17 protein-coding genes are annotated in these 26,949 nt (G+C 62.2%); 6 read left to right on the top strand and 11 right to left on the bottom strand.

Annotated elements, in window-relative coordinates:
- Positions 1-101: 101 nt before the first annotated feature.
- The 3 genes from glgB to PSH81_RS11860 all read right to left on the bottom strand — a co-directional run bounded on the left by glgB (position 102) and on the right by PSH81_RS11860 (position 7,745).
- Positions 102-2,333, bottom strand: coding sequence for a 1,4-alpha-glucan branching protein GlgB (gene glgB / locus PSH81_RS11870; RefSeq protein WP_226457108.1), 2,232 nt, complete (start codon positions 2,331-2,333; stop codon positions 102-104).
- Positions 2,330-5,671, bottom strand: coding sequence for a maltose alpha-D-glucosyltransferase (treS, locus tag PSH81_RS11865; protein ID WP_305392587.1), 3,342 nt, complete (start codon positions 5,669-5,671; stop codon positions 2,330-2,332). The genes glgB and treS overlap by 4 nt, the downstream gene beginning before the upstream one ends.
- Positions 5,672-5,768: 97 nt before the next feature.
- Entirely contained in the window at positions 5,769-7,745 is a 1,977-nt protein-coding gene (locus tag PSH81_RS11860) for an alpha-1,4-glucan--maltose-1-phosphate maltosyltransferase (RefSeq protein ID WP_226457110.1), read from the bottom strand.
- A 203-nt stretch (positions 7,746-7,948) separates the two neighbouring features.
- Here PSH81_RS11860 and PSH81_RS11855 point away from each other — a divergent pair, with 203 nt between their 5' ends.
- Complete coding sequence (locus PSH81_RS11855; RefSeq protein WP_305392586.1) at positions 7,949-8,125, top strand: hypothetical protein; 177 nt, start codon at positions 7,949-7,951, stop codon at positions 8,123-8,125.
- Here the strand turns inward: PSH81_RS11855 and PSH81_RS11850 are convergent.
- Positions 8,103-8,594, bottom strand: a complete 492-nt coding sequence (locus PSH81_RS11850) for an MgtC/SapB family protein (RefSeq protein WP_192299605.1) — start codon at positions 8,592-8,594, stop codon at positions 8,103-8,105. The genes PSH81_RS11855 and PSH81_RS11850 overlap by 23 nt on opposite strands.
- Positions 8,595-8,715: 121 nt before the next feature.
- Between PSH81_RS11850 and PSH81_RS11845 the strand changes: the two genes are divergently transcribed.
- From PSH81_RS11845 to PSH81_RS11830, 4 genes are all read left to right on the top strand, one after another.
- Positions 8,716-8,955, top strand: a complete 240-nt coding sequence (locus PSH81_RS11845; protein WP_192299606.1) for a DUF3203 family protein — start codon at positions 8,716-8,718, stop codon at positions 8,953-8,955.
- A gap of 185 nt (positions 8,956-9,140) precedes the next feature.
- Entirely contained in the window at positions 9,141-10,556 is a 1,416-nt protein-coding gene (gene ccoG / locus PSH81_RS11840; protein WP_226457111.1) for a cytochrome c oxidase accessory protein CcoG, read from the top strand.
- 160 nt (positions 10,557-10,716) lie between these two features.
- Complete coding sequence (gene mapR / locus PSH81_RS11835) at positions 10,717-12,126, top strand: GntR family transcriptional regulator MpaR (protein WP_226457112.1); 1,410 nt, start codon at positions 10,717-10,719, stop codon at positions 12,124-12,126.
- A gap of 66 nt (positions 12,127-12,192) precedes the next feature.
- Positions 12,193-12,435 (top strand): hypothetical protein, encoded by a 243-nt coding sequence (locus PSH81_RS11830; RefSeq protein ID WP_305392585.1) that lies wholly within the window; start codon positions 12,193-12,195, stop codon positions 12,433-12,435.
- Positions 12,436-12,442: 7 nt separating this feature from the next.
- On the opposite strand, the gene PSH81_RS11825 is transcribed toward PSH81_RS11830, so the two are convergent.
- From PSH81_RS11825 to tpx, 7 genes are all read right to left on the bottom strand, one after another.
- Positions 12,443-13,189: an SDR family oxidoreductase gene (locus tag PSH81_RS11825; RefSeq protein WP_192299610.1), complete on the bottom strand. Its 747-nt coding sequence runs from the start codon at positions 13,187-13,189 to the stop codon at positions 12,443-12,445.
- Positions 13,190-13,243: 54 nt separating this feature from the next.
- Positions 13,244-15,340 carry a bifunctional diguanylate cyclase/phosphodiesterase gene (locus tag PSH81_RS11820; protein WP_305392584.1) on the bottom strand — a complete coding sequence of 699 codons (2,097 nt, stop codon included), beginning with the start codon at positions 15,338-15,340 and terminating at the stop codon, positions 13,244-13,246.
- A gap of 408 nt (positions 15,341-15,748) precedes the next feature.
- Positions 15,749-17,218 carry an efflux transporter outer membrane subunit gene (locus PSH81_RS11815; RefSeq protein ID WP_192299612.1) on the bottom strand — a complete coding sequence of 490 codons (1,470 nt, stop codon included), beginning with the start codon at positions 17,216-17,218 and terminating at the stop codon, positions 15,749-15,751.
- Positions 17,215-20,322, bottom strand: a complete 3,108-nt coding sequence (locus PSH81_RS11810; RefSeq protein ID WP_226457115.1) for an efflux RND transporter permease subunit — start codon at positions 20,320-20,322, stop codon at positions 17,215-17,217. Before PSH81_RS11810 ends, PSH81_RS11815 begins: the two co-directional genes overlap by 4 nt.
- Positions 20,319-23,420, bottom strand: coding sequence for an MdtB/MuxB family multidrug efflux RND transporter permease subunit (locus tag PSH81_RS11805; RefSeq protein WP_192299614.1), 3,102 nt, complete (start codon positions 23,418-23,420; stop codon positions 20,319-20,321). Before PSH81_RS11805 ends, PSH81_RS11810 begins: the two co-directional genes overlap by 4 nt.
- The gene (locus PSH81_RS11800) at positions 23,417-24,721 is read right to left on the bottom strand and encodes an MdtA/MuxA family multidrug efflux RND transporter periplasmic adaptor subunit (protein WP_305392583.1); all 1,305 of its coding nucleotides are present in this window, start codon (positions 24,719-24,721) and stop codon (positions 23,417-23,419) included. Before PSH81_RS11800 ends, PSH81_RS11805 begins: the two co-directional genes overlap by 4 nt.
- Before the next feature lie 232 nt (positions 24,722-24,953).
- Positions 24,954-25,454: a thiol peroxidase gene (tpx, locus tag PSH81_RS11795; protein WP_305392582.1), complete on the bottom strand. Its 501-nt coding sequence runs from the start codon at positions 25,452-25,454 to the stop codon at positions 24,954-24,956.
- A 156-nt stretch (positions 25,455-25,610) separates the two neighbouring features.
- Between tpx and PSH81_RS11790 the strand changes: the two genes are divergently transcribed.
- Positions 25,611-26,900 carry a glycosyltransferase gene (locus PSH81_RS11790; RefSeq protein WP_305392581.1) on the top strand — a complete coding sequence of 430 codons (1,290 nt, stop codon included), beginning with the start codon at positions 25,611-25,613 and terminating at the stop codon, positions 26,898-26,900.
- Positions 26,901-26,949 lie beyond the last annotated feature (49 nt).

Below are 26,949 nucleotides of genomic sequence, written 5' to 3'. Positions count from 1 at the left end.
TCCTACGCAATACATGACAATTTGCGTCCAGCTCCTACGGACGTGTCGCCACCGCACGCCCGCAGGTTTTTAGAAACGCCAGCCCTTCTTGGAGACGGCCGTTATTCAGGACGCAGGATCAGCACGCCAAGCGGTGGCAGGTTCAGCGTCAACGACACCGGTTGCCCATGGCGCGGCTCATCCTGAGTAAACACTTCACCACCATTGCCATAGTTCGAACCGGCATAGGTGTCGGCATCCGTGTTGATCACCTCGCTCCAGCGCCCGGCAAATGGCACACCCACCGCGTACGCTTCACGGGGTACCGGCGTGAAGTTGGCCACCACCAGCACCGGCCGGCCGTCCTTGCTCCAGCGCAGCCAGGCATAGACGCTGTTGATTGCATCGTCGCCGATCAGCCACTGGAAGCCCTGAGGCGCGTCATCCTGTTCGTGCAGCGCCGGCTCCTCGCGGTATAGGCGGTTCAAGTCGCCCACCAGTTTCTGCACGCCCTTGTGTTCGGCGTATTGCAGCAGATACCAGTCCAGTTGCTGGTCGTGGTTCCACTCGCGCCACTGGCCGAATTCACAGCCCATGAACAGCAATTTCTTACCGGGGTGCATCCACATGAATGCCAGGTAGGCGCGCAAGTTGGCAAACTTCTGCCAGCGGTCGCCGGGCATCTTGTCGATCAGCGAATGTTTGCCGTGCACCACCTCATCGTGGGAAATCGGCAGGATGAAGCGCTCGGACCAGGCATACACCAGGCCGAAACTCAGCTCGTTGTGATGATGGGCGCGGTACACCGGGTCTTGCTGGATGTAATGCAGCGAATCGTGCATCCAGCCCATGTTCCACTTGTAGTTGAAGCCCAGGCCGCCCTGTTGGGTCGGTTGGCTGACGCCGGGCCACGCGGTGGACTCCTCGGCGATCACCAGCGCGCCGGGGGCTTCCAGGGCGACAACGTCGTTCAGGTGGCGCAGGAAGTCGATGGCTTCGAGGTTCTCCCGACCACCGTGGCGGTTGGGCACCCATTCCCCGGCCTTGCGCGAATAATCGCGGTACAGCATCGAAGCCACCGCATCGACGCGCAGACCGTCCACATGGAAGTGTTTCAGCCAGTGCAGCGCCGAGGCCAGCATAAAGCCATGCACTTCGGTGCGACCAAGGTTGTAGATCAGCGTGTCCCAATCCTGGTGAAAGCCTTCCAGCGGGTTGGCGTATTCGTACAGCGCAGTGCCGTCGAATTGTGCCAGGCCGTGGCTATCCGTAGGAAAATGCGCCGGGACCCAATCCAGAATCACGCCAATATCTGCCTGGTGCAGCGCGTTGACGAAGTAGGCGAAATCTTCGGGTGAACCAAAACGTGCGCTCGGTGCAAATTGTGACAACGCCTGGTAACCCCACGAGCCGCCGAACGGGTGTTCCATGATCGGCATCAGTTCGACGTGGGTGAAGCCCAGTTGCTGCACATAGGGCACCAGGCGCTCGGCCAGTTCCCGCCAGCCATATTGGCGCGCGACTTCGCCGGCTTCGTCCAGTTCGCACTGCCAGGAGCCCACGTGCAGCTCGTAGATCGAGAGCGGCGCGGTGGTTTTGTGTTTGTCGGCCCGCGCCTGCATCCACCCATGGTCCTGCCAGTCGACCTGCAACGGCGGGGCGACTTTGGAGGCGGTGTCGGGCGGCAGCTGGGTCGCCAGCGCCATGGGGTCGGCCTTGAGCGGCAAGATCCCATGGGCACCAAGAATCTCGTATTTATAGGCCGCGCCCGGTTGCAGGCGTGGGATAAAGATCTCCCACACGCCAGACGGGTGCCGCAAACGCATCGGATGGCGCCGACCGTCCCAAATATTGAAATCTCCCACCACTGACACGCGCCGCGCATTCGGTGCCCACACGGCAAAGCGCACACCCTGCACGCCATCCACCGTGGTCACCTGGGCGCCGAGGCAACTGCCGAGGTCGCGGTGGTTGCCTTCGGCAAACAGGTACAGGTCCATTTCACCCAGCAACAATTGGGCGAAGCTGTAGGGGTCCTCGGTAATCTGCTCGCCACCGGCCCACTGGATTTTCAGCAGGTACGCCTGGCGATGCTTGAAGTGCCCGACAAACAGGCCGGGCACCTGGGTCGCGTCCAGGCTGCCGATCAGTTCGCCGCTGTCGCGCTCCAGCACTTGAACGCTCAAGGCTTCTGGCAGAAAGGCGCGGATAAACTGGCCACCGTGTTCATCATCGTGCGGGCCCAGAATCGAGAACGGGTCCGGATGTTCGGCGCGTACCAGCGCGTCGACGTCGTGGGACGCCGGCAGTGCTGTCAACTTAGGCTGCAGCGGTTCTTTATTCGTAAAGCTCATGACCTCTCCCCACCGCGTGCGGTTTTCGATACAAGCCCGCTGAGCAGACCGTGCAACCCCTGCAGGGGCACCGGCAGCCAGCTTGGGCGATTTTCCGCTTCGTAAGCCACTTCATACGCGGCCTTCTCCAGGCTGAACAACGTCAGCGCGGCGTCCTGGCCTTTGGCGTCCTGCCAGTCATGCGCCAGTGTAGACGTAGCTGACTGATAAGCCTGGATAAATGCCTGACGTGCATCAGTCAGGTAACGCTCGGTCACGCGTCGGCGCGCCAACTGCGCGGCAGGCGATTGATCCAGGCCTTGGTCATTGCGCGCCATCGCAGCCGCGTAATCAAACGAGCGCAGCACGCCGCTCACATCCTTATAGGGGCTGTGCTTGCCACGTCGTTCATGCAATGGTCGCGCCGGTTCGCCTTCAAAGTCGATCAGGTACGCATCGCCCTTCACCACCAGCACCTGGCCCAGGTGCAAATCGCCGTGGACGCGTATCCGCAGGCCACCCAGCGTGGCTTTCGCCAATGCCTGGACGTGGCTGGTGATGGCTTTTTTCTGCGCCAGCAAATCACTGACCAACGCCTGATCCGCGGGGTTCAATTGATTTTGATGCAGGTCAAGCAGGTGCAAGGCGCGCTCGATCTGCGCAGCCACATCCTTGGCCCAGGCCTGGGCCTGCCTGGCCGTGGTGAGCTCGGGGCGGAAGTCCTTGTCGCTGGTTTTGGCCCCCAACACCCCATGCATCTCGCCCAGGCGGCGGCCGAGCAACCCAGCAAACTCCTTGAGTTCGTCAAGGGCGTTGTAATGCTGTTCCTGCTCAGAGATGGCTTGGGCCAGCTCATCGCGAATCGCCCGTTCCAGGTTGTTCTGGGTCCAGGCCCACGCATCGCCCTGATTGCTCAGGTAACCCTGGGCGATCATCAACAGGTTGTCCTGCCCTGCCCCGTCACGGCGAATCACCGAGCCCAGCAGCGGCGAGATATTCGGGTAACCGGCAGCGGTCAAGTAGGCGCTCATTTCCAGTTCAGGGTGTACCCCAGAGGCAACTTTGCGAATCAGCTTGAGCACCAGGCTTTCACCCACCACCACCGAGCTGTTGGATTGCTCGGCCGACAGGTAGCGCACTGGCGCGTCGTCGCCCAATGGCAGCTTGGCCAGGTGTGGTGTGGCTTCAAAGCGCAGTTCGCCCTCGCTCGAGTTCAATAGCGTACCGGCTTGCAGCCCATGGATAACGGCACGGATAAACGGCTCAAGGCTGAACGCGTCGGTCACCAACCCCACCTGACGCGCCCGTCGCACACGGGCCAGGGCCAATTGCTGGGGCAAGGCGCTGGTGAACTGGTCCTCACCCAGAAAACCGAACGGCAACTGATAACGGCTGACCTGCCCGCCGCTGCTCACGTCAATTTCGCTGAGCAACACCGGGTGCTGCGGGTCGCCAAAGCGCACACCGTAGGCGATATGCACGCTGTCGATGCTCGCATCCTTGCCCGCGAACCAGCGGCGTTTGGGCAGCCAGGCGGGTAGCGAAGTCTGCTCCAGGGTGGCGCGGCACGCGGGTTCAAGCAGTTCTTCCAGGCGCTGTTTAAGCACCAGGGTGGTGAAGTCCGGCATGCTTTGCGCCGGTTCCACGTGCCAACTGGGCATCTGGTTTTCCGCGGCCAGCACGAACCAGTAGAAACCATAGGGCGCCAGGGTCAGCAGGAAATTCAGCTGGCCAATGGGCGGGAAGGCATTACCGCCAAGCATCTCTACCGGGACCATGCCGGCGTAGGCCGACAGATCCAACTCGGCGGCCTGGGCGCTGCGCGACACGTTGGCCACGCACAGGATGATTTCGCTGCGACCATCCTCGCCGGTGAACTCGCGGGTATAGGCGAGGATGCGGCGGTTGCTCGGCGAGAGCATCTTCAAGCTGCCCCGGCCAAACGCCTTGGACTGTTTGCGCACCGCGAGCATGCGCCGGGTCCAATTCAACAGTGAATGGGGATCTTGGGCCTGGGTTTCGACATTGACCGACTGATAACCGTATTGCGCATCCATGATCGGCGGCAGCACCAGGCTGGCCGGGTCGGCGCGGGAGAAGCCGCCATTGCGGTCGATGGACCACTGCATCGGCGTACGCACGCCGTCGCGGTCACCGAGGTAGATGTTGTCACCCATGCCGATTTCATCGCCGTAATACAGGGTCGGCGTGCCAGGCATCGACAGCAGCAGGCTGTTGAGCAGCTCGATGCGGCGGCGGTCGCGCTCCATCAGTGGCGCGAGGCGCCGACGAATGCCCAGGTTGATGCGCGCACGGCGATCGGCGGCGTAGTAGTTCCACAGGTAGTCGCGTTCCTTGTCGGTGACCATCTCCAGGGTCAGCTCATCGTGGTTGCGCAGGAAGATCGCCCACTGGCAATTGGCGGGAATCTCCGGGGTCTGGCGCAAAATATCGGTGATGGGGAAGCGATCTTCCTGGGCCAGCGCCATATACATGCGCGGCATCAGCGGAAAGTGGAAGGCCATGTGGCATTCGTCGCCGTCGTCGCCTTTTTGGTCACCGAAGTAGAGTTGTGTGTCCTCCGGCCATTGGTTGGCTTCGGCCAGCAGCATGCGGTCCGGATAATGGGCGTCGATCTCGGCGCGGATCTGTTTGAGCACCTCGTGGGTTTGCGGCAGGTTTTCGTTATTCGTGCCGTCGCGCTCGATCAAGTAGGGGATGGCGTCCAGGCGCAGGCCGTCGATGCCCAGGTCGAGCCAGAAGCGCATCACTGCGAGCACGGCCTGCATGACTTGCGGGTTGTCGAAGTTGAGGTCGGGCTGATGGGAGTAGAAGCGGTGCCAGAAGTACTGGCCGGCGACCGGGTCCCAGGTCCAGTTGGAGGTCTCGGTGTCGAGGAAGATGATGCGGGTGCCGGCGTATTTCTGGTCGTCATCGGACCACACATAGAAATCCCGCGCGGCCGAACCCGGCTTGGCCTTGCGCGCCCGCTGGAACCATGGGTGCTGGTCGGAGGTGTGGTTGATCACCAACTCGGTAATCACCCGCAGCCCGCGCTTGTGGGCCTCGGCGATAAAGCGCTTGGCGTCGGCCAGGGTGCCGTAGTCCCTGTGCACACCACGGTATTCGGCGATGTCGTAGCCGTCATCACGGCGAGGCGAAGGGTAGAACGGCAACAGCCAGAGGGTGTTGACGCCGAGGTCGGCGATGTAATCGAGTTTGGCGATCAGGCCGGCAAAATCGCCGATACCATCGTTGTTGGCGTCGAAAAACGATTTGACGTGAACTTGATAGATCACCGCATCCTTATACCAGAGCGGGTCTTGGGTAAAGGTGTTCGGGGCGGGCTTCTTCGCCATTGGAAACTCCTGAGAATACGTTCAAAACCACCTGGGGACACTCGCTCAATGTGGGAGCCGGCGTGCCTGCGCCCACATTTTTGGATCTCCAACAGGTTCAAGGGAGGGTGATACGCCAGATACCGAACGGCATCTGCGGCTCCAGCCGCATCCACTGGGTCTTGCCGTACCATGTCCAGCGGTGACCATTCATCAGGTCTTCCCCCCCAGTCTGGGCATCGTCCGGCAAGCCCAATTCCCACAGAGGCAACTCAAAATTCGCCTCCTGGGCGTTGTAGGGGTCAAGGTTCACCGCCACGAGGATAAAGTTGCTGCCATCCTCACTGCGCTTGCCGAAATACAGGATGTTGTCGTTCCACGCGTTGTAGAGCTTCAGCCCCAGGTGCGTGTGCAACGCCGGGTTTTGCCGGCGGATGCGGTTGAGCTGGGCGATCTCGGCGATGATGTTGCCGGGCGCGCTGAAGTCTCGTACGCGGATCTGGTACTTCTCCGAATCCAGGTATTCCTCTTTGCCCGGCACCGGCGCGGCTTCGCACAGTTCATAGCCCGAATACATGCCCCACAGGCCCGAGCCCATGGTGGCCAGTGCGGCGCGGATCAAAAAGCCCGGGCGCCCGGATTCGTGCAGGAACGCCGGGTTGATGTCCGGCGTATTCACAAAGAAATTCGGCCGGAAACACTCGCGCCACGGCGACTGGTTCAGTTCGGTGAAGTACTCGCTCAGTTCGGCCTTGGTGTTGCGCCAGGTGAAATAGGTGTAGCTCTGGGAGTAACCGACCTTGCCCAGGCGCGCCATCATCGCCGGGGTGGTGAAGGCTTCGGCGAGAAAGATCACCTCGGGGTGCTTGGCGCGCACATCGCTGATCAGCCATTGCCAGAACGGCAGCGGCTTGGTGTGGGGGTTGTCGACGCGAAAGGTCTTCACGCCCTCTTCCACCCACCCGACCACGATGTCGCGCAGCTCGGTCCACAGACTGGGGATCGCATCCGCCGCATAAAAGTCGACGTTGACGATGTCTTGGTATTTCTTCGGCGGGTTTTCCGCGTATTTGATCGTGCCGTCCGGGCGCCAGTTGAACCAACCCGGATGCTGCTTGAGCCACGGGTGGTCCTGGGAACACTGGATAGCGAAATCCAGGGCGATTTCCAGGCCATGCTCGGCGGCGGCCTTGACCAGCCGGCGGAAATCTTCGCGGCTGCCCAGCTGCGGGTGAATCGCCTCGTGGCCACCTTCCTCGCTGCCGATGGCGTAGGGGCTGCCGGGATCATCGGGGCCAGCCGTCAGGGCGTTGTTGCGGCCCTTGCGATGGCTGCGGCCGATGGGGTGGATCGGCGGGAAGTACAGCACGTCGAAGCCCATATCGTGGATCGTCGACAAGCGCGAGTGCACATCATTGAATGTGCCGTGACGCGCCGGGTCGTCGGTGATCGAGCGCGGGAACAGCTCGTACCAACTGGCAAACTGCGCGGCGCTGCGTTCCACATCGATCGGGTACACGGTGCTGATGCTCAAGTAGGCGCGGTGGTCGGCCTGGGTCATCAGGTGTGCACTGTCTTCGTGCAGGAACAGCGCAACCTGCTCGGTTTCCAGCAGGCCGGAGAGTTCGTGGTGCAGCAACATCAGGCGGTCGCGCAGCTCGTTGTCGCTGCGCTCGGCAGCTTGCAGCACCAGGCTGCGGCCTTCCTGCAACTCCAGGCTGACCGGCACGCCGGCCTCATGTTTCTTGCGCAGTTCGTAGCAGAAGCTGGCGAAGGTATCGATCCAGGCTTCGATGCAGTATTCGTGGGGGCCCTGGTCAACCACGGTAAACGCGCCCGCCCAGCCGTTGTTACCCACATCCGTCATCACCACGCTGTGCCAGCTTTCTTCATGCAGCGCGCGCCAGCGAATCAGCACGGCGAGTTTGTCGTGGCCGTCGGCGAACACCTTGCTGCTGACATTGACGCGCTGCCCAACCACGGCCTTGACGGCAAATTCGCCGCCGTCGATGACGGGTGTGGTGCTTTCGATTGCGATCCTGGGCAACAGCAGCGCCTGGGACAGTGGTAACAAAGCCTCTGTTTCAGCAGTCATCGAGCATCTTCCCCTTACGCCCTGTGGACGCTCTTTGCTTGATCCGGATTCCGATACGGCGGCGCTTCCCTGAGCCAGACCGACTTAGGTCCGAGCCCGGGCCCGCGGGAAAAGTTCAGATGGATGTGCCGCCATTGGGCGGGGAATCAAATCCCCCTGGCGGCTGTCCACCGATAGAGCAAAGCACAAAGGAGGCCACACCGATGAATATCCCGATCCCGGCAGAAACCCCAGACCCGAATATCGATAACCAGACCCTGCCGCCCAGTGAACCGGAGCCGATTCCTGAGCAGGAACCACCGCAGCACCAGCCGCCACCGGTCGAAGAGCCGCCGACGAGCATGCCACCGGTGATCGTCAGTCCTTGTCGAAACGTTTGACGATTTTCGGCATCACGCTGAACACCGCCAGCGCCAGCAACGTACTCAACACCGCTGTCGATTCCCGGCCCAATCCGGCCGAGACCCCGATCGCAGCGGTCATCCACAGGCCCGCCGCGGTGGTCAGCCCCTTCACGTGACCCTCTTCATCATCCTTGCCCTTGATGATCGTACCGGCGCCAAGAAAGCCGATGCCGGCTATCACGCCCTGCACCACCCGGCTCATTGCGTCCGCCTGGTTGCCGGACATCTGCGGCACCATCACAAACAGCGCCGCGCCCAACGCCACCAACATATGGGTGCGCACGCCGGCGGCCTTGCCCTTGCTCTCGCGCTCGAAGCCAAGAATGCCGCCGAGCACGGCGGCGATCAGCAAGCGCACGGTGATCTGGGTCAACTGTTTCGCATCACCGATATCGGCGAACTCGGTTTGTAAGGTTTGCCACACTTGATGCCACCAGGCGTCCATGAACAGCTTCCTTTGTCGGGATGGGTAAAGGATGGACAGCAGCGACCGCCAGTCAGTTGCCGGGAACGCTTGGCAATGCACCGGACCCTAACCTTCACCAGCCTTTGTGAAGGAGATCACCATGCCCGTGCGCATTGAAAACCAGACGTGCTATTTCAAGCTCAACACTGATGGCCAGGAACAAAGCCTGCCTGCCAGCGCGGTGACGGTCAGTACCGACATCCCCAAGGCCATGTCCTACGTGGAATTGGCCACAGGCCGGGTGTACATCACCGAACAGGAAGCCGACGCCCTGACTGTTGCCGGCGCAACCGATGGGCGTCAGCACAAGAAGGTCACCGAGCCTGGTTCGGCGATTTGATTGATCTGTATCAGCACAGCAAAAAAACCAGCTGCACCCCAGGCGGGACGGGGTGCAGCAGATTGACGCAGGGTTGCCTGCAGAGCGCATCTGATCCGCTTTTTATCGCCATACCTGAGTCTGTTATGCAAACAGTCCCACGCGCATAGTTCATCGGCCTGATGGAGGCTGATGAGCGAACGACCATGAGCGAAAGAATCCCCGTCCGAACCGTGGAAACCTTTGAGCCACTTCACCCAAAGAAGGTGAAGGCCAAATCCAGCGACAACCTGATCCACACCCGTAGTTTCACCGGCCTGTTCCGCACCTTGCGCTTGAGCGGTGCAGGCTTTCTGTTCCTGGCCTTTTTCGGCACCGTGTGGCTGAACTGGGGTGGGCGCCAGGCCGTGCTATGGGACTTGGCTGAAAGTAAATTCCATATCTTTGGCGCCACGTTCTGGCCGCAGGATTTCATCCTGTTGTCGGCGTTGCTGATCATCTGTGCCTTTGGCCTGTTTGCGATCACGGTGTTCGCCGGCCGTGTGTGGTGCGGCTACACCTGCCCGCAAAGCTCGTTCACCTGGCTGTTCATGTGGTGTGAAAAGGTCACCGAGGGCGAACGCAACCAGCGCATCAAGCTGCAAGCCGCGCCGTGGAGCCTGAACAAACTGGCGCGGCGCTCGGCCAAACACACCTTGTGGCTGGGCATCAGCGTGCTGACCGGGCTGACGTTTGTCGGTTACTTCACGCCGATCCGGCCACTGGCGGCCGAGTTGCTGACCTGGCAGATGGGCGGTGTGAGCCTGTTCTGGGTCCTGTTTTTTACCGGCGCCACCTACATCAACGCCGGCTGGCTGCGCGAAGCGGTGTGCATGCACATGTGCCCCTATGCGCGGTTCCAGAGCGTGATGTTCGACAAGGACACCCTGACCATTTCCTACGACGCCGCCCGCGGCGAGCAGCGTGGCCCACGCAAACGCGAGGTGAACCCCGCCGACGTCGGCCTCGGGGATTGCATCGACTGCCAGCTGTGCGTACAGGTCTGCCCCACCGGCATCGACATCCGCGACGGCTTGCAAATGGAATGCATCGGCTGCGCGGCGTGCATCGATGCCTGCGATTCGATCATGGAAAAAATGGGCTATGCCCCAGGACTGGTCAGCTATACCAGCGAGCATCAGTTGCAAGGTGGCAAGACCCACCTGCTGCGCCCGCGCCTGATCGGCTACAGTGCAGTGCTGCTGGTGATGATCGCGGCGTTGGTGGTGGCGTTGGTCGAACGGCCGATGGTGTCGCTGGATGTGACCAAGGACCGTGGCATGTTCCGCGAGAACGCCCAGGGCTTGATCGAAAACATCTACAGCCTCAAGGTCATCAACAAGACCCAGCAGCGTCAGGATTACCGCCTGGAGCTGGTGGACGCCGACGGCTTCCAGTTGCAGGGCAAGACCGAGATCAGCCTGGCGCCAGGGGAAATCGTCGATGTGCCGGTGTCGGTGGCGTTACTGGCAGATAAACCGGCAAGCAGCTCGCAGACCTTGCGCTTCAAGGTCACGGATGTGGATGAACCGTGGGTCTACAGTGCTGCCGACAGCCGCTTCGTAGCACCGCTGAACCGCTGAGACCTGTCCGAATAGATGCAGATCCAAATGTAGGAGCGGGCTTGCTCGCGAAGGCGGTGTATCAGTCACCTCATTGATGAACTGACCCAGCGCCTTCGCGAGCAAGCCCGCTCCCACAGTGTGTTCCGTTTACATTCTGAAGAATTTGTTTAAGGCCAAAATGAAACGCTACGAAAAATTCGCCGACGACATCGCAGAACTGATCCGCTCCGGCGTCCTCGGCCCCGGCCAGCGCGTGCCCTCGGTGCGCTATGCCAGCCAGACCTACGGCGTCAGCCCGTCCACGGTGTTCCAGGCCTATTACCTGCTGGAGCGTCGCGGCCTGATCCGCGCACGCCCGCGCTCCGGCTACTTCGTCAACACCCACGCACCCAGCCCGTTTTCCGAGCCGGTGGTGAGCGAGCAAGTGCACGAATCCACCGAGGTCGACGTGAGCGAGCTGGTGTTCTCGGTCCTCGACTCGATCAAGGACCCGAACACCGTGCCCTTCGGCTCGGCGTTCCCCAGCCCCATGCTGTTCCCGCTACCGCGCCTGGCGCGCTCCCTGGCCAGTGCCAGCCGTGAGATGGACCCGCGCTTGGTGGTCACCGACATGTCGCCGGGCAACCCGCAACTGCGCCGCCAGATTGCCCTGCGCTACATGGTCGGCGGCCTGATGCTGCCCATGGAAGAGTTGCTGATCACCAACGGCGCGCTGGAAGCCCTGAACCTGTGCCTGCAAGCCGTGACCGAACCCGGCGACCTGGTAGCCATCGAAGCCCCGGCCTTCTACGCGTGCCTGCAAGTGCTGGAGCGTCTAAAGCTCAAGGCCGTGGAAATCCCGGTGCACCCGCGGGACGGCATCGACCTCAACGCCCTGGCGCAAACCTTGGCGCGCTACCCGATCAAGGCCTGCTGGACCATGACCAGCTTCCAGAACCCCATGGGCGCCACCGTGCCCGAAGCCAAGAAACAGGCGCTGGTGGAACTGCTGCGCACTCACCAAGTGCCGCTGATCGAAGACGATGTCTACGCCGAACTGTATTACGGCCAGCACGCCCCGAAACCGGCCAAGGCCTTCGATACCGAAGGGTTGGTGATGCATTGCGGCTCGTTCGCCAAGAGCCTGGCCCCGGGTTACCGCGTTGGCTGGGTCGCAGCCGGGCGTTTCGCGCAAAAGGTCGAACGCTTGAAGCTGATGACCTCGCTGTGCCCGTCGATGCCGGCCCAGGCGGCGATTGCCGATTACCTGCAACACGGCGGGTACGACCGGCACCTGCGCAAATTGCGCTATGCCCTGGAAGAACAGCAAAGCGCCATGCTCGCCGCCATCGCCCGTTATTTCCCGGCACAGACGCGGGTCAGCCAGCCGGCCGGTGGGTATTTCCTATGGTTGGAATTGCCGGAACAGACCGACTCGTTGAAGTTGTTCCAAATGGCCCTGGCCCAAGGCATCAGCATCGCACCGGGGCCGATTTTCTCGGCGACCCAGCGCTTCAGGAACTGCATTCGCTTGAACTATGGCAGCCCATGGACGGAGGCGTCGGAGCAGGCCATGGAGACCTTGGGAAGGATCGTGCGGTCGTTTTGAATGGGAACCGAATCTGCCAGAAAGCCACAGAGGCCAAGACTTTTCCTCACGGCAATGATCGATGACTTGAGACGACAGGTGGGCGATTGGAGCGGCGCCAACCCGAACCCGCAGACCCGGGCGGACGCGGCCCATGACCTGGACAAAGTCTTGCGCTTTATCGACAACCTCGACGACCGCCAACTGAACGCCAGTCACAGCCGCAACGGCAAAATCGACGGCTACGACACGCTGGAAAACTCCGAAGCCAGCGTACTCAAGGAATTTTCCGACAAGGGTTATCCAGTGCTGCGCGAGTTTCTCACCTGACCGCTGTCTAGCGACCGCCCCCCAGATCCAGGAACGTCCCGGTCGTGTAGGAAGCCTTATCCGACAACAACCAGATAATCGCTTCCGCCACTTCGTCCGGACGCCCGCCCCGGGCCATGGGGATACCCGACTCCAACTTGCTGACCCGATCCGGGTCGCCGCTGAGCGCATGAAAATCGGTAAAGATATAACCGGGGCGCACGGCGTTGACCCGGATACCCTCCCCCGCAACTTCCTTCGACAGCCCGATGGTGAAGGTATCCAGCGCGCCCTTGGACGCGGCGTAGTCCACGTATTCTCCCGGCGCGCCCAACCGCGCCGCCACCGACGACACGTTGACGATACTGCCCCCCTGCCCGCCATGCTTGGGCGACATGCGCAGCAGCGCATGCTTGGCACACAGGATCGGCCCCAGCACGTTGGTTTTCATGACCTTGAGGATACGGAACTCGGACATCTCATCGACCCGCGACTTGTGCCCCACGGTGCCGGCGTTGTTGACCAACGCTGTAACGCGCCCCAATTCGGCATCGACGCGATTGAACAGCATGATCACTTCATCTTCGATGCTGACATCTGCCCGCACCGCGATGGCCTGTGCACCCAACGCGCGGACCTGCTCAAGCACGCGGTGGGCAGCGTCCTCGTCGGACTGGAAATTGATGCAGATGCGATAGCCCTGGCGCGCCGCCAGCAAGGCCGTCTGCGCGCCAATCCCCCGACTGCCCCCGGTGATAATGACGACTTTGTCCATGGGAGTGATCTCCTGTTTCAACCGAATGTTTAGGGTTGGGCCCAAGAATACCCGTCACACACGGTTTTTGTCAGGCGCAACGGCCGCTTCCGCGCTTTGGATATCGGCCATGAACCGCTCCGCCGGCAACGGATGGCCCAACAGGTAGCCCTGCAACGAGTTACAGCCCAGCCGCGTGAGGAAGGTTTGCTGCGCATCGGTCTCCACCCCTTCGGCGACGATGCGCAAGCCCAGAGCCTGGCCGAGGGCAACGATGGCCGAGACAATGGCGGCGTCGTCGCCGTCGTGCTCAAGGTCGCGCACAAAACCGCGGTCGATCTTCAGCTCGTTGGCCGGCAGGCGCTTGAGGTACATCAGGCTGGAATAGCCGGTGCCGAAATCATCGATGGACAGGTCCACGCCCATGTCCGAGAGCTGCTGCAACACGGTCATGCTCGCGTCCGCATCACTCATGGCGGTGGTTTCGGTGATCTCCAGGGTCAGGCTGTTGGCCGGCAACTGGTGACGTTCAAGTGCCGTGGCCACGCTGTTGACCAGCCCGGCGTGGCAGAACTGCAGCGCCGACAGGTTCACGGCGATACGCCAATCTTCATAACCCTGCACGTACCACAGGCGCATCTGGCGACAGGCTTCGTTGAGCACCCATTCGCCGATAGGAATGATCAGCCCGGTTTTTTCCGCCAGCTCGATAAACGTCGCCGGTAGCAACAGGCCTTGTTGCGGGTGTTCCCAGCGCAACAACGCTTCGGCGCCGACCGGGATGCCAGTCACCGCGTCGAACTTGGGCTGGTAATACAGACGGAACTGTTGCTGCTCGACGGCGTTGCGCAAGTCCTGCAACAACTGCAATTGCTTGCGCGCGTTGGTGTTCATCGACACGTCGAAGAAGCTGTAGCCGTTCTTGCCCATGCCTTTGGCGTGGTACATCGCGGCGTCGGCGTTCATCAGCAGTTCCTGGGGGTTGCTGCCGTTGCCGGGGTAGATTGCAATGCCCACGCTGGCGGAAATCTTCAGCTCATGCTCGGCGACCTTGAAGGCGCGGTTGACCAGGCCCACCTGGCGCTCGGCCAGGCGCAGCGCATCGTCGGGCTGGCTCAGGCGCACCAGCAATACAAATTCATCACCGCCGATGCGCGCCAGGGTGTCCTGGCTGCGCAGGTCTTCGCGCAGGCGCAGGCCGACTTCGTACAGCAATTGGTCGCCCATATGGTGGCCGAACGCATCGTTGACCGGCTTGAACCCATCCAGGTCGATAAACATCAGGGCAAAGCAGCCGCCCCTTTCGTTGACCACCTGCATCGCTTGTTGGATACGGTCGGCGAGCAACGTGCGATTGGGCAGCCCGGTCAGGGGGTCGTGCAGGGCCAAGTGGGTCAGTTCCCGGTTGGCCAGGCTCAGGGAGTCGGCCAGTACCGAGGTACGCGCTTCCAGGCGGGCATCCAGCACCGAGGTGAGCAAGGCAATCACCAGGACCGCCAGGCTGGTGACCACGACCAGGTTGTCCAGGCCCTTGCCACTGAGGCCCGACACCGCGGCGCCGCAGTAACTCTCGTCGGCAAATTGCGCCGCCGCCATGCCGGTGTAATGCATACCGACGATGGCCAGCCCCATGATCACGGCAGCGCCACCGCGCATCAGACGCACGTAAGGCGTATCGCGGCGCAGGTGGAAGGCGATCCACAACGCTGCGCCGGAGGCCACCACCGCGATCAGCAACGAGGCGCTGAAGAGTGTGGGGTCGTAGTCGATGCCGGGGGTCATGCGCATCGCGGCCATGCCGGTGTAGTGCATGCTGCTGATGCCCGCGCCCATGACCAGCGCACCCAATGTCAGTTGCCAGGCGGGCAAGCGTGACTGGTTGACCAGCCACAACGCAAAGCCGCAGGACAACACCGCGATCAGCAGCGACAGCGCAGTGATACCCACGTCGAAACCCAGGGCGAACGGCATGCGCAGCGCCAACATGCCAATAAAATGCATGGACCACACGCCCACGCCCATTGCCACGGCCCCACCGCTCATCCAATACAAGACCGCACGGCCCTTGGCGGTCGCAATGCGCCCGGCCAGGTCCAGCGCGGTATAGGACGCGAGGATCGCAACGAGCAGAGAAATCACGACCAGCGAGGGGGAATAGCTACCGATAAGCATGGGACTTCTCAAGACTGACGGGCCTTAAAAAACCCGTGCCAGGTGGCAAAGGCGGCGATTGTAGCGAGATTGATTATTGTAGAGTTGAAATATTAGCGCATGGCCATCATGGACTTTTTGACGCCAAACTACTGGCTCAAATACCCCAGAATCCGCAGACTGATCGAAACCAGATGTGGGAGATTCCATGGCTGAGGGGCAACCCCTCAACCACAGCGCCGCCTTCGTCGCCTCGCTCAGAAGACTAGCAGTGTCTGGGCGATCCAGCAGAGCACTGACGCCCCATCAACACCCATCAACTGTGGGAGCGGGCTTGCCCGCGAAGGCGCTGGATCAGCCAATGAATCCGTTGACTGACACACCGCATTCGCGAGCAAGCCCGCTCCCACACTTAGTCCATGTTTGCCGTTAGTCCTTTGCGTCAAACGCGGTTTTCCCGTCCCAACCGCCGCCCAACGCCGCAATCAATTGCACACTCGCCACCAGTTGCGTCTGCAACAGGGTCAGCACGGTGCGCTCATTGCTCAGGGCCGTCGCTTGCACCTGCACCACATCCAGGTAGGCAATCAACCCGGCCTTGTACTGGTTCTGGGTCAGGCGCAGCGACTCACGCGCGGCCTCCAGCGCCTCGTTGCTGACCACCGCCTCGTCCTCCAGCACCTTGAGCTGGACCATGTAGTTTTCCACTTCGCGGAAACCATCCAGCACGGTCTGGCGGTACTTGGCCACGGTCTCGTCATAGCTGGCGACGGTGCGGTCGACTTCCGCCGAGCGCTGGCCGCCGTCGAACAGGGTCATGGCGAGTTTGGGCCCCACCGACCAGAAGCGGTTTGGCAGGCTGATCCAGTCGGCGTAGGTGCTGCTGGAGTAACCACCGGCCAGGCTCAGGGTCAGGTCCGGATAATAGGCGGCCTTGGCCACGCCGATATTGGCGTTGGCGGCGATCACCGCGCGTTCGGCCGAGGCGATGTCCGGGCGCCGTTCCAGCAGCTGCGACGGCAGGCTCACCGGGATCTGCGGCAGCGCGGGAATATCATTGCTCACCGCCAGCTTGAAGTTGGCCGGAGCCTCGCCGATCAACACCGCGATGGCGTTTTCCAGCTGGGCGCGCTGCCAGATCAGGTCGATCAGGCTGGCCTGTGTCGACTTGAGCTGGGTTTGCGCCTGAGCCACTGCGTCCTTGCCGGACACACCGGCGCGGTATTGGTTTTCGGTCATTTGCAGGGAGCGTTGATAGGTCTCCAGGGTCGCTTGCAGCAGGCGCGTCTGTTCGTCCATGACGCGCAACTGCAGGTAGCTTTGTACCAGTTCCGACTGCTGGCTCAGGCGCATCGCCGCCAGGTCCGCCGAGCTGGCTTCGGCGCTGGCCTCGTTGGCCTCCAGGCCACGGCGCAATTTACCCCAGATGTCCGCCTCCCAACTCACACCCAATTGAGCATTGAGGGTGTCACGGATACCGCTGCTGGAACTGCTCAGGCTGGCGCTGCTGCTGCCGGTACCCTGGCTGGCGCGGGTTTTCCCGGCGCTCAGGTCAACCGTGGGGTAAAACGCGCCACGGGAACTGCGCACCAGCGCCTGGGCCTGACGAAAGCGCGCTTCGGCCTGGGCCACAGTCTGGTTGGCACTGTTCAGGCGCAGCACCAGCTCATTGAGCTGGCGGTCGCCGTACAACTCCCACCAGGCGCCACGGGCCAAGGAGTCGCTTGGGGTCGCCTGGCGCCAACCCTGGGCTTCCTTGAATTGTGCCGGCTCGACCACGTCCGGGCGTTTGTAGTCGGGACCGACGGCGCAGGCACTGAGCAACGCGCCGCAGAGCACCAGGCTCGCCACGCGGGAGCCCCGCAACAGGGCCAATCGGGCAAAGGTTGAATCGGTCATAGCGCAGTGTCCAGGGCAGCATCGGTACGCACGCCGCGCCAGGCGTTGAAGCGGTGGCGCGCGCGGTCGAGATAGAGGTAAACCACCGGGGTGGTGTAAAGGGTCAGGATCTGGCTGAACACCAGGCCGCCGATAATGGTCAGGCCCAGGGGACGGCGCATTTCCGCGCCATCGCCGGCACCCAGCAGCAGCGGCAAGGCGCCGAGGATGGCGGCCAGGGTGGTCATCAGGATCGGCCGCAAACGCAGCAGGCAGGCACTGCGAATCGATTCGAGCGGCCCCATGCGGTCATTGCGCTCCAGCTGCAACGCCAGGTCGATCATCAGGATCGCGTTCTTCTTCACCACCCCAATCAACAGGAACAGGCCCAACAGGGAGATCAGGCTGAACTCGCCTCCCGTCAGGTAGATGGCGAGCATGGCGCCGACACCTGCCGACGGCAAGGTCGAAAGAATCGTCAACGGGTGAATGTAGCTTTCATACAGAATCCCCAGCACCAGGTACACCGCCACCAGCGCGCCGAGGATCATGAACGGCTGGCCCTTCTGGGTCGCCGCAAACGCATCGGCGGTACCGGCCATCTTGGCGATCACATCTTCCGGCAAACCGACCTTGGCGATCGCCCGCTCAATGGCCGCCGTGCCCTGCTCGACCGTGACCCCGGGTGCCATGTCGAAGGCAATGTTTTCGGAAGCGAATTGGCCTTCGTGGCTGACACGGTCGTCGGCCAGGCTGTTCTCATAATGCGCGATGGTCGACAACGGCACCCGCGCCCCGCTGGAGGTGATCACCTGCATCTGGTTGAGGGTGATCGGGTCCTGGGCGTATTTCGGGTTGACCTCCATCACCACCTGATACTGGTTCAGGCTGTCGTAGATGGTGGAAATCTGCCGCTGGCTGTAGGCGTTGTTCAGCACCGCGGTGACCATATTCATATCGATACCCAGGCGCTTGGCCTGGTCGCGGTCGACCACCAGCGTGACCTGCGCCGCGCCACGCCCCTCGCGGGCGTCGATGGCGGTAAGTTCCGGCAGCTCGCGCAAGGCGCTGACCACTTTCGGATACCACAGGCGCAACGCGGCCAGGTCGCCGCTTTGCAGGATGTAGGAATACTGCGCGCTGGTCTGGTCGCGGCTGCCGCCGAACTGCAGGTCCTGGTCAGCCATCAGGAACAGGCGCCCGCCCGGCACCAACGGGACGTTCTTGCGCAGACGCTCGATCACCGCCTGGGCCGAGACCTTGCGTTCACTGATCGGCTTGAGGCGCACCAGCATCACCGCGTTATTGGTGCCGTTGTTGCCGCCGATAAAGCCCGCCACGCTGAGCACCGCCGGGTCCTTGAGCACCGCTACGCGGAAGGTCTCCATCTTCGGCTGCATCACGTTGAACGACAGCCCGTCATCGCCGCGCACAAAACCGATCAACTGCCCAGTGTCCTGTTGCGGCATGAAGGTCTTCGGCACCACCACGTACAGCGCAATGTTCACCCCCACGGTGATCAACAGGCTGAGCAGCGTCAGGCGGCGATGGCGCAACGCCCAGTCGAGGCTGGTAGCGTAGCCGGCGACCATGCGGTCATTGACCTTCTGGCTCCAGCGCTGCAACCCACTCAGCTGGCCTTTGACATGTGGCTTGAGCCAGCGCGCGCAGAGCATCGGGGTCAGGGTCAGCGACACCACCAGCGAAACGATGATCGCCGCCGACAAGGTGATGGAAAACTCGCGGAACAGGTTGGTGACGATCCCGCCCATGAACAGGATGGACAGGAACACCGCCACCAGCGACACGTTCATCGACAGCAAGGTAAAGCCGACCTCCTTGGCACCCAGGTACGCCGCCTTCATCGGCGGCACCCCCTCGTCGATATGCCGGGAAATGTTCTCCAGCACCACGATGGCATCGTCCACCACCAGCCCGGTGGCGAGGATCAGCGCCATCAGCGAGAAGTTGTTCAGCGAGAAACCGAACAGGTACATCACCGCAAAGGTGCCCACCAGCGACACCGGCACCGCCAGGGTTGGAATCAGCGAGGCGCGGAAATTGCCGAGGAACAGGTACACCACCAGGATCACCAGGGCCACGGCAATCAGCAGGGTCATTTCGGCTTCATGCAGGGTTGCGGTGATCACCGGCGAACGATCCATGGCCAGGTTCAATTTAACGCTGGACGGCAGCACCGCCTGCAACGCCGGCAACTGCGCCTTGATCTGCCTGACGGTCTCGATGATGTTGGCGCCGGACTGGCGGTTGATCACCAGCAGCACCGCCGCATCGTTGTTGAAGAAACCGCTGTTGTAGCGGTCCTCCACGCCGTCGCTGATCCTGGCCACATCGCCCAGGCGCAAGGCCGCGCCATTCTGGTAGCGGATCAGCAGCGGCTCGTAGTCCTTGGCTTTTTCCAACTGGTCGTTGGCCTGGATCTGCCAGTTGCGCTCGCTGTCTTCCAGCGAGCCCTTGGGCCGCCGCTGGTTGGCGTTGGCGATGGTGTTGCGCACATCGTCAAGGGCCACACCGTATTGATCCAGAGCCTTGGGTTCGAGTTCGATACGCACCGCGGGCAAGGAACTGCCGCCGATCTGCACTTCACCCACGCCCGGCACCTGGGACAGGCTTTGCGACAGGATGGTCGAGGCCAGGTCGTACAACTGGCCCTTCTGCAACACGTCCGAGGTCAGCGACAGCACCATGATCGGCGCCTGGGACGGGTTGATCTTCTTGTAGGTCGGCATGCTGCGCATACCGCTGGGCAGCAGGTTGCGCGAGGCGTTGATCGCGGCCTGCACTTCCCGCGCCGCGCCGTTGATGTCGCGGTCGGAGTCGAACGCGAGGATCACCCGCGTCGAACCCTGGCTGGAGCTGCTGCTCATGGTGGTGATGCCGGCAATTGCGCCGAACGAGCGCTCCAGCGGCGTCGCCACAGTGGAGGCCATCACCTCGGGACTGGCCCCGGGCAAGCTGGCCGAGACCACGATCACCGGGAAGTCGATCTGCGGCAGCGGTGACACCGGCAACAGGTTGAAGCTCACACCGCCCAGCAGCATGATCGCCAGGCTCAACAGCATGGTGGCGACGGGGCGGCGGATGAAAGGTCCGGACAGGTTCATGACTCAACCGGCTCCAGGCTTTGCGGCTCTTTGCGCCAGCGACGGCCAAGGCGGTCGAAATACAGGTAGATCACTGGTGTGGTGAACAGGGTCAATACCTGGCTCACCAACAAGCCGCCGACCATCACCAGGCCCAATGGCTGACGCAACTCTGCGCCGGAACCGGTGGCCAGCATCAACGGCACCGCGCCAAACAAGGCCGCCAGGGTGGTCATCAGGATCGGCCGGAAACGCAGCAGCGCGGCCTGATAGATCGCGGTCTGCGGGTCCAGGCCTTGATTGCGCTCAGCGTCGAGGGCGAAGTCGATCATCATGATCGCGTTCTTCTTCACGATACCGATCAGCAAAATGATGCCGATGATCGCGATCATGCCCAGGTCATTGCCACTGAGCAGCAAAGCGAGTAAAGCGCCCACCGCCGCCGACGGCAAGGTGGAAAGAATGGTGATCGGGTGGATATAGCTCTCGTAGAGCACGCCAAGCACGATGTACATGGTCACCACCGCCGCCAGGATCAGCAGCAAGGTGCTCGACAACGACGCCTCGAACGCCTGGGCCGCGCCCTGGAACTGGGTCTGCACGCCCACCGGCATGCCGATGTCCTTCTGCGTCTGGTTGATCAGTTCCACGCCTTTGCCCAGCGCGACGCCGGGGGCCAGGTTGAACGACATCATCACCGCCGGGAACTGGCCGATATGGGCAATCGCCAACTGCGCCTGGCGCTGCTCGACCCGGGCCAGGCTGGACAGGCGCACCTGGCCGCCATCGGTGGTCTTCACGTGGATCTGGTTCAGCGCGTCCGGGCCGAGGGTTTCGCCGGACTGGGCCTGCAACACCACCCGGTACTGGCTGGCCTGGGTGTAGATGGTGGAAATCTGCCGCTGGCCGAAGGCGTCATACAGCGCGTCGGTGATGGTAGAGACCGTCACGCCCAGGCGCGAGGCCGCATCGCGGTCGATCACCAGAAACACCTGCAAGCCTTTGTCCTGCAAGTCGCTGGCGACGTCAGTGAGTTCCGGCAACTGGCTCAAGGCATGCACCAGCTTGTCACTCCACAGCGCCAGCAAATCGGCGTCTGGCGACGACATGCTGAACTGGTACTGGGTACGGCTCACGCGGTCTTCGATGGTCAGGTCCTGCACCGGCTGCATGTACAGGCGGATGCCCACCAGCTTGTCGATTTGCGGTTGCAGGCGGGTGATCACCTCGGCCGCACTCAAGTCGCGCTGGCCGTGGGGCTTGAGGTTGATCAGCAGGCGACCGCTGTTGAGGGTCGCGTTGTCGCCATCCACGCCGATATAGGAAGACAGGCTTTGCACCGCCGGGTCGGCCAGGATGACCTTGGCCAACGCCTGCTGGCGCTGGCTCATGGCCGCAAAGGAAATCGACTGCGGCGCTTCGGAAATGCCCTGGATCACACCGGTGTCCTGCACCGGGAAAAAGCCCTTGGGCACCACCAGGTACAGAAACACGGTCAGGCCCAGGGTGGCGATGGCCACCAGCAGGGTCAGCGGCTGGTGCTTGAGCACCCACTGCAACTTGCGGCCGTAGGCTTCGATCATCCAATCGATCCATGCTCCGCTGGCCTTGTAGAAGCGGCCCTGTTCCTCTTCCTTGGGTTCACGCTTGAGCAGGCGCGCGCACATCATCGGCGTCAGGGTCAGGGACACCACCAGGGAAATCAGGATCGCCACCGCCAGGGTGATGGCAAATTCGCGGAACAAGCGCCCCACTACGTCGGCCATGAACAGCAACGGGATCAATACCGCGATCAGCGACAGGGTCAGGGAGATCAGGGTGAAGCCAATCTGCTTGGCGCCCTTGAGTGCCGCCGCCAGCGGGGTCTCGCCCTCTTCGATATAGCGCGAGATGTTCTCCAGCATCACGATGGCATCGTCCACCACAAACCCGGTGGCGATGGTCAGGGCCATCAACGTCAGGTTGTTGATGGAGAAACCGGCCAGGTACATCACCCCAAACGTGCCCACCAGCGACAGCGGCACGGCGATGGACGGGATGATCGTCGCGCTGAACCGACGCAGGAACAGGAAGGTCACCATCACCACCAGGGCGATGGCGATGAGCAATTCGTGTTGTACGTCAGTGACCGAGGCGCGGATGGTCTGGGTGCGGTCGGTCAGCACGAGCACATCGAGGCCGGCCGGCAGGTTGTCAGTGATGCTTGGCAGCAGCGCCTTGATGCGGTCGACCACTTCAATCACGTTGGCGCCAGGCTGGCGCTGGATATTGAGCAGCACGGCCTGGTTTTCGTTGGCCCAGGCAGCGAGGCGTTCGTTTTCGGCGCCGTCGACGATCTGTGCGACGTCCTTCAGACGCAACGGCGCGCCATTGTTGTACGCCAGGATCAACTCGGCGTATTGCTGGGGCGAGACCAACTGGTCGTTGGCGTCAAGCATCGACACGCGGGTCGGGCCGTCGAAGTTGCCCTTGGGCTGGTTGACGTTGGAGGCAGCGATCAGGGTGCGCACGTCCGACAGGTTCAAGCCGTTGGCCGCCAGGGCCTCGGGGTTGACCTTGATACGCACGGCCTGGCGCTGGCCGCCGGCAATACTGACCATGCCGACGCCACTGATCTGCGCGATTTTCTGCGCCATCCGGGTGTCGACCAGGTCGTTGAGCTTGGGCAGCAGCATGGTCTTGGAGGTGACGGCCAGGGTCAGCACCGGGGTATCCGCCGGGTTGACCTTGTTGTACACCGGCGGCGCGGGCAAGTCCTTGGGCAACAGGTTGGTAGCGGCGTTGATCGCGGCCTGCACCTGTTGCTCGGCGACGTCCATGTTGACGTCGAGGTTGAAGCGCAGAGTCAGCACCGACGCGCCACCGGAACTGGTGGACGCCATCTGCGTGAGGCCGGGCATCTGGCCGAACTGGCGCTCCAAAGGCGCGGTGACGGCACTGGTCATCACGTCCGGACTGGCGCCGGGGTACAAGGTCATCACGCGGATGGTCGGGTAATCCACCTGGGGCAGCGCCGAAACCGGCAGCAGGCGATACGCAATGATGCCGGCCAACACAATGGCCAGCATGCTCAGCGTGGTGGCGACCGGGCGAAGAATAAACAGCCGCGACAGGTTCATGAACCGACCTTTTGCGCCTTGCCGGCGGTGGTGCCGGTCTCCCCTTTCGCCGCAGGCTTGCCTTGCAGGTGTTCGGTCGCAGTGGTCAACACTTCGCTGCTGTCGTTGACCACTTCGATTTCACTGCCGTCCTTCAAGCGGTCGGTGCCTTCCAGTACCACGCGGTCACCCGCCACCAGGCCTTGCTTGATCACGGTGTTGTCGCCATCGGTGTCACCGACCACCAGCGGCTGGATCTTGACCTTCTTGTCGCCATCGAGCTTGTAGACAAAGGTGCCGTTGTTGCCGAACTGGATCGCCGCGGACGGCGCCAGCACAACGTTGTGCAGGGTGTCAGCGAGCAAGTGCACATTGACGAACTGGTTGGGAAACAGCACCTGGTCCTTGTTATCGAAACGGCCCTTGAACTTCAGGGTTCCGGTGGTGACGTCGATCTGGTTGTCGAGGCTTTGCAGCACGCCGACCGCCTGCTTCTTGACGTCGCCACGGTCCCAGGCTTCCACCGGCAGCTTGTTACCGGCGTGATAGCGGGCAAGCACCGTGTCGAGGGTGTTTTCCGGCAGGGTGAAGGCCACGTTGATCGGCTGGGTCTGGGTGATCACCGCCAGCGACGTGGTGTCGTTGGCCGCCACCAGGTTGCCCACATCCACCTGGCGCAGGCCTACACGACCACCGATAGGCGCACGGATCTTGGTGAATTCAAGGTTGAGCTTGGCGTCGTCCACCGCGCCCTGGTTGGTCTTGACCGTGCCCTGGTATTGCAGGACCAGTGCTTCGGCGGTGTCCAGGGTCTGCTTGGCGATACTGTCCTGGGCATACAGGCCGCGATAACGCTCCACATCCACCTGGGCGTTCTTCAACTGCGCCTGGTTTTGCAGCAGCGTGCCCTGGGCCTGGAGCAAGGCGTTCTGGTAGCTGCGCGGGTCGATCTCTGCCAGCAGGTCGCCGGCCTTGACCATCTGCCCTTCTTCAAAGGCGATCTTGATCAGCTCGCCGCCCACCCGGCTGCGCACATTGATGGTGTTGAGCGCCGTCACGGTCCCCAGCGCCTTGTAATACACCGGGAAATCACCGACTACCGCAGGCGCGACACGCACCGGGATAGGCCCCGTGGAACCACCAAAGCCCGGGCGCATCATCCCCGACTTGCCAGCACGCCCGGCCGGCGCCTGTGCGGCGGCGTCCTTGTGGCTGGCGGGCCAGAATTTCCAGCACAGGCCGGCGATGACCAGCAGCACGAGCAGGCCGAACAGCCAGCGGCGGGATTTACGGGGGGAGGATTGCATGGATTGATCAACCATTGGGCGCGAGAGCTTCTTCTTCGGGAGGCTGAAAGATAAGCACTGGAGCGCGTTTAGAGAAGCGCCTTTACCGGCTATTTACCTTGGGCTTACAACTTTTAACTTCTGACTTTAGTCCATCCGCTAATTCAGCTAAGCGGTTGACCCTTAAATGAAAACGGCCTGGACTAGGCCAGGCCGCAATCATGTAGCACGCGTGTTACTGCCAAGCGACAGCAATGCGCCGAAACAGTTACTTCAACACAGCCAGGGCTGCATCGTAGTTTGGCTCTTGGCCGATTTCGGCGACCAGTTCGCTGTGCAGGACGTTATCGTTTTCGTCCAGTACCACGACAGCGCGAGCGGTCAGGCCTTTCAGCGGGCCATCAGCAATCGCGACACCGTAGTCAACGGCGAACGCCGCGTCACGGAAGTCAGACAGGTTCTTCACGTTTTCCAGGCCTTCGGAACCGCAGAAGCGCGCCTGGGCGAACGGCAGGTCGGTGGAGATGCACAGGACAACGGCGTTGTTCAGCTCGTTGGCCTGGGCGTTGAACTTGCGCACCGAGGTCGCGCAGGTCGGGGTGTCGACGCTTGGGAAGATGTTCAGCACTTTGCGCTTGCCGGCAAAGGTCGCCAGGGTTGCATCCGACAGATCGCCGGCAGTCAGGTTGAAATCGGGCGCCGGGGTGCCAACTTGCGGCAATTGGCCTTCAACCTGGACAGGGTTACCACGGAGGGTGACTTGAGCCATGAACGGAATCCTTATGCTATTTGGGTTAAACGAATTCGAGAGGCCGAAGTTAACCACAAAGCGCGGTGGCTACCTACCGCCAGACACAAATTCTCATCGGTGGGGTTGTGGTTTAATTGCGCGCTTTTCGCCTGCCCTTCAAGAGAGTCGTTGTTGATGAATCAGCCCGCCACCAAAGTCCTGGTCATTGGTTATGTCTGGCCGGAGCCGCGCTCCTCGGCCGCTGGCGGACACATGATGCAAATATTGCAGAGTTTCCTTACGCAAGGCTGGGATATCACCTTCAGCAGCCCTGCCGCGCTTGGCGAACACAAGGCCGACCTGCAAATACTCGGCATCAGCGAATGCGCCATCGAACTCAATAACAGCAGCTTCGACGATTTTATCCGCGAACTGGCCCCGGACATCGTGCTGTTCGACCGCTTCATGATGGAAGAGCAATTCGGCTGGCGCGTTGAAAAACACTGCCCCGACGCCCTGCGCGTGCTGGAAACCAGCGACCTGCAAAGCCTGCGCGACGCGCGCCAGCAGCGCCTCAAGGACCACCTCAAGGCCCATCCCGACAGCGACGACTTCAGCGCCCTGTTCGCCCCGGCGCTGGAGGAAGAATTCCAGCTGATGGCCGACACCGATATCGCCAAGCGCGAGATCGCGGCGATTTACCGCTGCGACATCAGCCTGATGATCTCCGACGCGGAAATCCGCCTGCTCACCGAACACTTCAAGGTGCCGGCGGCCCTGCTGCACTGGTGCCCGTTGATGCTTGACGCACCGGCCGCGCCCTTCACCCCGTTTGAAGACCGCGCGCATTTCCTCAGCATCGGCAACTTCCGCCACGCGCCCAACTGGGACGCGGTGCTGTGGATGAAGAACAGCCTGTGGCCGCTGATCCGCCAGCAGCTGCCGGGCGCCCAACTGCACATCTACGGCGCCTACACGCCGCCCAAGGCCACCGCGCTGCACAACCCGGCGCAGGGTTTCCATGTAATGAACTGGGCCGAAGACGCGCTGCAAGTAATGGGCGCAGCACGCATCTGCCTGGCGCCGCTGCGCTTTGGCGCGGGTATCAAGGGCAAGCTGGCGGATGCAATGCTCTGCGGCACGCCGAACATCACCACGCCGATTGGCGCCGAGGCCATGGGCGACAGGCACCCCTGGCCAGGCGTGATCGCCCACAGCGCACCTGCCCTGGCCGCTGCTGCCGTGGCGCTGTATCAGGACCGCGCGCGGTGGACCGAGGCCCAGGAACAGGGGCGTCGATTGCTGGCAAGTCGCTACGACACCGCCCTCCACGCCCCGGCACTGGTGGCCTGCCTGGCGCAGTGCCGCAGCCGCCTCCAAGCCCATCGCCGCGACAACTTCACCGGCGGCATGCTGCGCCATCACGCCCATAAAAGTACCCAGTACATGTCCCAGTGGATCGAGGCGAAAAACCGCACCGTATAAACATCGGCGCTGGCAGGCTTACACGCATAGGGGCATTATTCGGGTCGCA

The sequence above is a fragment of the Pseudomonas sp. FP2335 genome, assembly GCF_030687535.1.
In the GTDB taxonomy this organism is placed as follows: domain Bacteria; phylum Pseudomonadota; class Gammaproteobacteria; order Pseudomonadales; family Pseudomonadaceae; genus Aquipseudomonas.
Note: the sequence above shows the minus strand (reverse complement) of the source record. Positions and strands in the feature narration are given on the sequence as shown.